This window comes from Aeromicrobium sp., assembly GCF_050700635.1.
Lineage (GTDB): Bacteria > Actinomycetota > Actinomycetes > Propionibacteriales > Nocardioidaceae > Aeromicrobium.
Window position 1 is genome coordinate 1 of sequence record NZ_JBOHDT010000004.1, and the last position, 7,638, is coordinate 7,638.

Below are 7,638 nucleotides of genomic sequence, written 5' to 3' on the forward strand. Positions count from 1 at the left end.
ACCCGACGCGCTGCTGCCCACGCTGGGCGGACAGACCGCGCTCAACCTCGCGGTCGAGCTTGACGCCGCCGGGGTCCTCGAGGAGCTCGGCGTCGAGCTGCTTGGCGCGCGGATCGACGTGATCCACCGCGCGGAGGATCGCCAGCTGTTCCGCGATGCGGTACGAAGCTGCGGTCTCGAGGTACCGACCTCGCGCATCGTCGAGTCGCTCGACGACCTCGACGGGCTGCCCGTGCCGGCCGTGATCCGCCCTGCGTTCACCCTCGGCGGTCACGGCGGCGGGTTCGCGGACGACCTCGATGCGCTCCACCGGCAGGTCGAGCGCGGGCTCGCCGAGTCACCGATCGGCCAGGTGCTCGTGGAGGACTCGATCCGCGGCTGGGACGAGTTCGAGCTGGAGGTGATGCGCGACCGCGCAAACAACGTGGTGATCGTCTGCTCGATCGAGAACCTCGACCCGATGGGCGTCCACACCGGCGACTCGATCACCGTTGCACCGGCAATGACGCTCACGGACGTGGAGTTCCAGCGACTGCGCGACATCGCGGTCGGCGTCATCCGCGAGGTCGGCGTCGACACCGGCGGCTGCAACATCCAGTTCGCGGTCAACCCGGACGACGGTCGCATCGTCGTCATCGAGATGAATCCCCGAGTTTCGAGATCCTCGGCTCTCGCCTCGAAGGCGACCGGATTCCCCATTGCGAAGATTGCCGCGAAAGTCGCGATCGGCTACACCCTCGACGAGATCCCCAACGACATCACCCGCGAGACGCCGGCGAGCTTCGAGCCAACCCTCGACTACGTCGTCGTCAAGGTGCCACGGTTCGCGTTCGAGAAGTTCCCAGCCGCCGACGCCACACTCACCACCCACATGAAGTCCGTGGGCGAGGCCATGGCGATCGGGCGCAACTTCACCGAGGCGCTGCAGAAGGCGCTTCGCAGTCTGGAGAGCCCGTCCGCCCCGTTCGACTGGAGCCACCAGTGGGTCGACCTCGACAAGGACGCGCTCCTGGCGGCGATCCGGGTCCCGCACGACGGCCGGCTCAAGAAGGTCATGGACGCTCTGCGGGCGGGCGCGAGCCTGAAGGAGATCTTCGATGCCACCGCGATCGACCCCTGGTTCATCGACCAGCTCCTGCTGATCAACGAGGTCGCCATGGAGATCCTCGACGCCGACGAGCTGACCTTGCCGCTGCTGCGCCGCGCGAAGCGGCACGGGTTCTCCGACGAGCAGCTCGGCAAGCTCCGCGACATGAGCGCCGAGGTCGTGCGCGGGGTGCGGCATGCGCTCGGGGTGCGCCCGGTCTACAAGACGGTCGACACCTGCGCCGCCGAGTTCGCCGCCCGCACGCCGTACCACTACTCGACTTATGACGAGGAGACCGAGGTCGAGCCGCGCACGCGTCCGGCCGTGCTGATCCTGGGCAGCGGCCCCAACCGCATCGGCCAAGGCATCGAGTTCGACTACTCGTGCGTGCACGCCGCGCTGTCCCTTTCCGAGGTCGGCTACGAGACGATCATGGTCAACTGCAACCCCGAGACCGTGTCCACCGACTACGACACGTCCGACCGGCTCTACTTCGAGCCGCTGACGCTCGAGGACGTCCTCGAGATCGTCCATGCGGAGCAGCAGGCCGGTCCGATCGCCGGCGTCATCGTCCAGCTCGGTGGGCAGACGCCACTCGGCCTCGCCGCCGGGCTGGAGGCCGCCGGTGTGCCGATCGTCGGCACCTCGCCAGACGCCATCCACCTGGCCGAGGAGCGCGGCGCGTTCGGGAGCGTTCTCGACGAGGCCGGACTGCCGTCGCCCAAGCACGGCATGGCCACCACGTTCGACGCCGCCAAGCGGATCGCGGACGACATCGGCTACCCGGTGCTGGTGCGTCCGTCGTACGTGCTGGGCGGCCGCGGCATGGAGATCGTCTACGACGAGCCGACGCTGAAGGACTACATCGGCCGCGCCACCGAGATCTCACCGGCTCACCCGGTGCTTGTCGACCGCTTCCTTGACGACGCGGTCGAGATCGACGTCGATGCCCTCTACGACGGCACCGAGCTGTTCCTCGGCGGCGTGATGGAGCACATCGAGGAGGCCGGGGTGCACTCCGGCGACTCGGCGTGCGCGCTACCGCCCATCACGCTCGGCGGCGAGGAGGTCGAGCGCATCCGTGCCTCGACGCTCGCGATCGCGCAGGGTGTCGGCGTGCTCGGACTCATCAACATCCAGTACGCGTTGTCCTCCGACACGCTGTTCGTGCTTGAGGCAAACCCACGGGCGTCGCGCACCGTGCCGTTCGTCTCCAAGGCCACCGCCACCCCGCTGGCCAAGGCGGCCGCGCGAGTCATGCTGGGGGAGTCGATCGACGAGCTTCGCAAGGCCGGGGTTCTCCCGGCCACCGGCGACGGTGGCACCCTGCCCGACTCGGCGCCGGTGGCGGTCAAGGAGGCGGTGATGCCGTTCAACCGGTTCCGCACGTACGAGGGTCGCTACGTAGACACCGTTCTGGGACCGGAGATGCGGTCGACCGGCGAGGTCATGGGCATCGACGCCGGCTTCGGCATCGCGTACGCCAAGAGCCAGGCCGGCGCCCAGAACGGCCTGCCGACGTCGGGCAAGGTCTTCGTCTCAGTGGCCAACCGCGACAAGCGGCACATGATCTTCCCGGTGAAGCGGCTGGCCGACCTCGGCTTCGAGATCCTGGCCACCAGCGGCACGGCGTCGGTGCTCAAGCGCAACGGCGTCGATAGCACCGTGATCCGCAAGCTGCACGAGGAACAGGACGGCGCGGGCAGCACGATCGTCGAGAAGATCCAGGCGCAGGACGTCCAGCTCATCATCAACACGCCGCACGGCACCACGGCGGGCGGCAGCCCCCGCGTCGACGGGTACGAGATCCGAACGGCCGCTGTGGCCGAGGGCATCCCATGCATCACCACCGTGCAGGGCCTGGGCGCGGCGGTGCAAGGCATCGAGGCACTCATCGAGCACCGCGTCGAGGTGGCCTCGCTGCAGGAATGGGCCGAGGTCGTCCGCAAGGGACGCGGCGAGTCATGAGCTTCGGGTCGCGTGCACGGGCGGCGATGGATGCGTACGGACCGGCGTGCGTGGGCATCGACCCGCACGCGCAGCTGCTCGACGACTGGGGCCTGCCCGACTCGGTGGAGGGGCTGGAGCGGTTCGCCGCCACCTGTGTCGAGGCGTTCGCCGGTCGGGTCGGGTTCGTCAAGCCGCAGTCCGCCTTCTTCGAGCGCTTCGGCTCACGGGGGGTGACGGTACTCGAGCGGACGATCCAGGACCTGCGGCACACCGGCACGCTGGTCGTGCTCGACGTCAAGCGCGGCGACATCGGCAGCACCGCGGCCGCCTACGCCGAGGCGTACCTCGACGAGGACAGCCCGATGTGCGCCGACGCGGTCACCGTCAGCCCGTTCCTCGGCTTCGGCTCGCTCGAGCCGTTCTTTGAGGTCGCCGAGCAGAACGACGGCGGCGTCTTCGTGCTGGCCCTTACCTCGAACGAGGAAGGCCCCGAGGTTCAGCAGGCGGTGAGCGACGACGTCACCGTCGCCGGGCGCATCCTGGCCCAGCTGAAGTCGCTCAACGGTGACCAGACGCCGATGGGCCCGTTCGGGGCGGTCGTGGGGGCCACGATCGGCTCGACCGAGGAGGACCTCGCCATCAACGGCCCGTTGCTCGCGCCCGGGCTCGGCGCGCAGGGTGGCACCATCGACGACGTCGTGCGGTTGTTCGGCTCGGTCGCCGACCATGTGCTTCCGTCCACGTCACGAGGGGTTTTGGCCGACGGACCCGACGTCGATGCACTCCGCGATTCTGCTGCCCGCGTCAACGCCGAACTTGTACGCTCGCTGGAGATGCACCGCAAGTCGAGGAGTTCTGCATGATGCATGCCGTCGCCGGCCTGATCACGACCGTTCTCGCGGTCAGCACCCTGACCGCGTGTGGCGGTGACAGCCCGTACTGCACGGCCGTCAAGGATCAGAAGACGACACTGAACTCTCTCGGGGAGAACCGCACGACAGCCGCCTACCGCTCGTACGCGCGAGCGTTCCGGTCGGTCGCCAAGGTCTCGCCACCCGCCGTCAAGAAGGACTGGACGGAGCTGGCCGAGGTCACCGCATCCGTGCTGAACGCCCAGGACAAGGTCGGCATCAAGCTGGAGGAGATGTCGGACGTGGACAGGGTCAAGAAGCTCAGCACGGGACAGCTCAAATCGCTCAACAACGCGTATGAGGCGTTCAACAAGACGACCCAGCAACGCCGGGCCGTCGTGAAGAATGTCAAGCAGGAATGCGAGATCACACTCACGTGATCGTGAGTTCCTGTCCAACAGAGAGGTGAAGTTGTGGCACTCCCCGTCTTGACTCCGGAGCAACGTCAGGCAGCACTCGAGAAGGCAGCACAAGCGCGTCAGATGCGAGCCGAGGTGAAGAACCGCCTCAAGAACTCTGGGGCCACGCTCGCCGAGGTCATCCAGGAAGCCAAGTTCAACGAGGTCATCGCCAAGCTGAGGGTCAGGGATCTTCTGCAGTCGATGCCCGGCGTCGGCAAGGTCCGGGCCAAGGAGATCATGGACCGCATCGGCATCGCCGACAGTCGCCGGCTGCGCGGTCTGGGCGCCAACCAGGTCCAGGCGCTGCTGCGCGAGTTCAGCGGCAGGGGCGAGAAACCCGCAGCGGGGTCTCGTGGCTGACGGGTCCTCCCCGCCCACCCAGCCACCTGCCCAGCATCGCTCCCGCCTCGTCGTCCTTGCCGGCCCCACTGCGGTCGGCAAGGGCACGGTGGCGGCCTGTGTGCGCGAGCAGCATCCCGACATCTGGATCTCCGTCTCCGTCACCACGCGCCAGCCCCGCCCGGGCGAGGTCGACGGCCTGCACTACCACTTCGTCGACGACCACGAGTTCGACCGGCTGATCGCCGACGACGGGCTGCTCGAGTGGGCCGTCGTGCACCGCGCGGCTCGCTATGGCACGCCGCGCGTGCCGGTGGAGGAACGGCTCGCCGCAGGTCGCCCCGCCCTGCTCGAGATCGATCTGCAGGGCGCTCGGCAGATACGCGAGCGCATGCCCGAGGCGATGATGGTCTTTCTCGCGCCCCCGAACCAGAGAGAGCTCGAACGGCGACTCGTGGGTCGGGGCACCGAGGGCGCCGAGGAACGCGCTCGCCGGCTCGAGACGGCACGCGACGAGATGGCGGCCGAGCAGGAGTTCGACGTCACCATCGTCAACACCGATGTCGCCTCGGCGTGCGAAGCCTTGGTAGACTTGATCAGGTCCGGCAGTCAGCCGTGACGAATACGCATGCCAACCCCATTTCTGTGAGGCTTTGTGACCACCACGCGCTCCGTCGCCGAGGGCATCACCAACCCGCCCATCGACGACCTCCTGGAGAAGTCTGACTCCAAGTACAAGCTCGTGCTGTACAGCGCCAAGCGCGCTCGTCAGATCAACGCCTACTACTCCCAGCTCGGAGAGGGTCTGCTCGAGTACGTCGGCCCGCTACTGGAGACGCACGTGCAGGAGAAGCCGCTGTCGATCGCGCTGCGCGAGATCAACAACGACCTCCTGACGGTCGAGGACATCGAGGCCGAGGAGGCCTGAGCCCTCCCGGCAACAGGAGGCACGGATGAGCGAGATCATCCTCGGCGTGTCCGGCGGCATCGCCTCCTACAAGGCCGCCTCGTTGCTGCGTCTGTTCACCGAGTCCGGCCACGACGTCACGGTCGTGCCCACCGAGGCCGCGCTCAAGTTCGTCGGCGCGCCCACCTGGGAGGCGCTCTCCGGTCGTCCGGTGCGTACCGACGTCTTCGACGACGTCCACGAGGTGCCACATGTGCGGCTCGGTCAGCTGACCGACCTCGTCCTCGTGGCGCCGGCCACGGCCAACGTGCTCGCCAAGGCGGCGCACGGTCTCGCCGACGACCTCCTGACCAACACCTTGCTGACCGCCCGCTGTCCGGTCGTCATGGCTCCGGCCATGCACACGGAGATGTGGGAGAACGCGGCCACGCGTGCGAACGTCGAGGCCCTGCGATCCAGGGGCATCGTCGTGCTCGAGCCCGCGTCCGGTCGGCTCACGGGTGTCGACACCGGTAAGGGTCGTCTCCCTGAGCCGGAGGAGATCTTCGCCGCGGCGTTGAACGCCCTCGCTGCCCGGCCCCACGACCTCGCCGGCCGACACGTGGTCGTGTCCGCGGGCGGTACGCGCGAGTTCCTCGACCCGGTCCGTTTCCTGGGCAACCGCTCGTCCGGCCGGCAGGGCTACGCGCTGGCCGAGGCTGCCGTGGCACGCGGAGCGACGGTCACCGTCGTCGCGGCCAACGTGTCGTTGCCCGATCCCGCCGGTGCCGACGTGGTGCGGGTGGTGAGCACCGAAGATCTCCGCCGCGAGGTCCTGCTGGCGGCCGCCGACGCCGACGTCGTGGTGATGGCGGCGGCCCCGGCCGACTTCCGCCCCGACACCCGGGTCGAGTCCAAGATCAAGAAGACGCACGACGGGAGCACGCCGCAGATCTCCCTGGTCGAGAACCCGGACATCCTGGTCGAGCTGGTGCAAACCCGCGTCAGCAAGCGCCCGGTGGTCGTCGGGTTCGCGGCAGAGACCGGCGACGCGTCCGGGTCGGTGCTCGACCACGCCCGCGCGAAGCTCGAGCGCAAGGGTTGCGACCTGCTGGTCGTCAACGACGTCGGCGGTGAGCGCGTCTTCGGTCGCGACGACAACGAGGCTGTCATCCTCGGTGCGGACGTCTCGGTCACCCAGGTGCCACTCGGCCCCAAGATCGAGGTGGCACACGCGGTCTGGGACGCGGTCGCCGAGCTGGTCGAGTAGCCACCAGCATGCGGACCGTGGCATCAGCATGTGGACGATCCGTCTAGACTGCCATCCAGGGTTTGACCGGCGGGCACTCCGCCGGCACCGATTTGCTTCCAGGAGAACTTGAGTGAGCCGCTTCTTCACGTCCGAGTCCGTGACCGAGGGTCACCCGGACAAGATCGCCGACCAGATCAGCGACAGCGTCCTCGACGCCCTGCTCGACCAGGACCCCAAGAGCCGCGTCGCCTGCGAGACGTTCGTCACCACCGGCATGGTGCTCGTCGGAGGTGAGGTCACCACCGAGGCGTACGTCGACATCGCCCGCGTCGTTCGTGACCGTGTTCTGGAGATCGGGTACGACTCGTCGGTCAAGGGCTTCGACGGCGAGTCCTGCGCTGTTCAGGTCACCCTGGACGCGCAGTCGGCTGACATCGCCCAAGGCGTCGACACCGCTCATGAGACCCGGGCCGGGAGCTCGGTCGACCCGCTCGACCTCCAGGGCGCCGGCGACCAGGGCCTGATGTTCGGCTTCGCGTGCGACGAGACGCCCGAGCTGATGGACGGCGAGACGCGCTTTTTGATCAACCCGACCGGGCGCTTCGTCATCGGCGGCCCGCACGGCGACTCCGGCCTGACCGGCCGCAAGATCATCGTCGACACCTACGGCGGCATCGCCCGCCACGGCGGCGGCGCTTTCAGCGGCAAGGACCCGAGCAAGGTCGATCGATCGGCCAGTTACTACGCGCGCTTCGTCGCCAAGAATATCGTGGCCTCCGGCGTGGCTCGAAGGTGCGAGGTGCAGGTCGCCT

At 68.2% G+C, this 7,638-nt stretch carries 8 protein-coding genes; all 8 read left to right on the forward strand.

The window, feature by feature from the left end; all coding sequences use genetic code 11:
- Positions 1–3,055, forward strand: a 3,055-nt coding sequence (gene carB / locus ACRDPN_RS00350; RefSeq protein WP_431445326.1) for a carbamoyl-phosphate synthase large subunit, incomplete at its 5' end; no start/stop codon positions are given.
- Positions 3,052–3,900, forward strand: a complete 849-nt coding sequence (gene pyrF / locus ACRDPN_RS00355) for an orotidine-5'-phosphate decarboxylase (RefSeq protein WP_431445327.1) — start codon at positions 3,052–3,054, stop codon at positions 3,898–3,900. The genes carB and pyrF, both read left to right, overlap by 4 nt.
- Complete coding sequence (locus tag ACRDPN_RS00360) at positions 3,897–4,328, forward strand: hypothetical protein (RefSeq protein WP_431445329.1); 432 nt, start codon at positions 3,897–3,899, stop codon at positions 4,326–4,328. Before pyrF ends, ACRDPN_RS00360 begins: the two co-directional genes overlap by 4 nt.
- A gap of 33 nt (positions 4,329–4,361) precedes the next feature.
- A complete protein-coding gene (gene mihF, locus ACRDPN_RS00365; protein ID WP_431445330.1) occupies positions 4,362–4,709 on the forward strand; it encodes an integration host factor, actinobacterial type in 348 nt (115 codons plus the stop codon).
- Complete coding sequence (gmk, locus tag ACRDPN_RS00370; RefSeq protein ID WP_431445331.1) at positions 4,702–5,307, forward strand: guanylate kinase; 606 nt, start codon at positions 4,702–4,704, stop codon at positions 5,305–5,307. The genes mihF and gmk overlap by 8 nt, the downstream gene beginning before the upstream one ends.
- Positions 5,308–5,343: 36 nt before the next feature.
- On the forward strand, positions 5,344–5,616 hold the full coding sequence (rpoZ, locus tag ACRDPN_RS00375) for a DNA-directed RNA polymerase subunit omega (protein ID WP_431445332.1): 273 nt from the start codon (positions 5,344–5,346) through the stop codon (positions 5,614–5,616).
- A 25-nt stretch (positions 5,617–5,641) separates the two neighbouring features.
- Positions 5,642–6,844: a bifunctional phosphopantothenoylcysteine decarboxylase/phosphopantothenate--cysteine ligase CoaBC gene (gene coaBC, locus ACRDPN_RS00380; protein ID WP_431445333.1), complete on the forward strand. Its 1,203-nt coding sequence runs from the start codon at positions 5,642–5,644 to the stop codon at positions 6,842–6,844.
- A 112-nt stretch (positions 6,845–6,956) separates the two neighbouring features.
- A partial coding sequence (locus ACRDPN_RS00385; protein WP_431445334.1) for a methionine adenosyltransferase domain-containing protein occupies positions 6,957–7,638 on the forward strand: 682 nt, incomplete at its 3' end.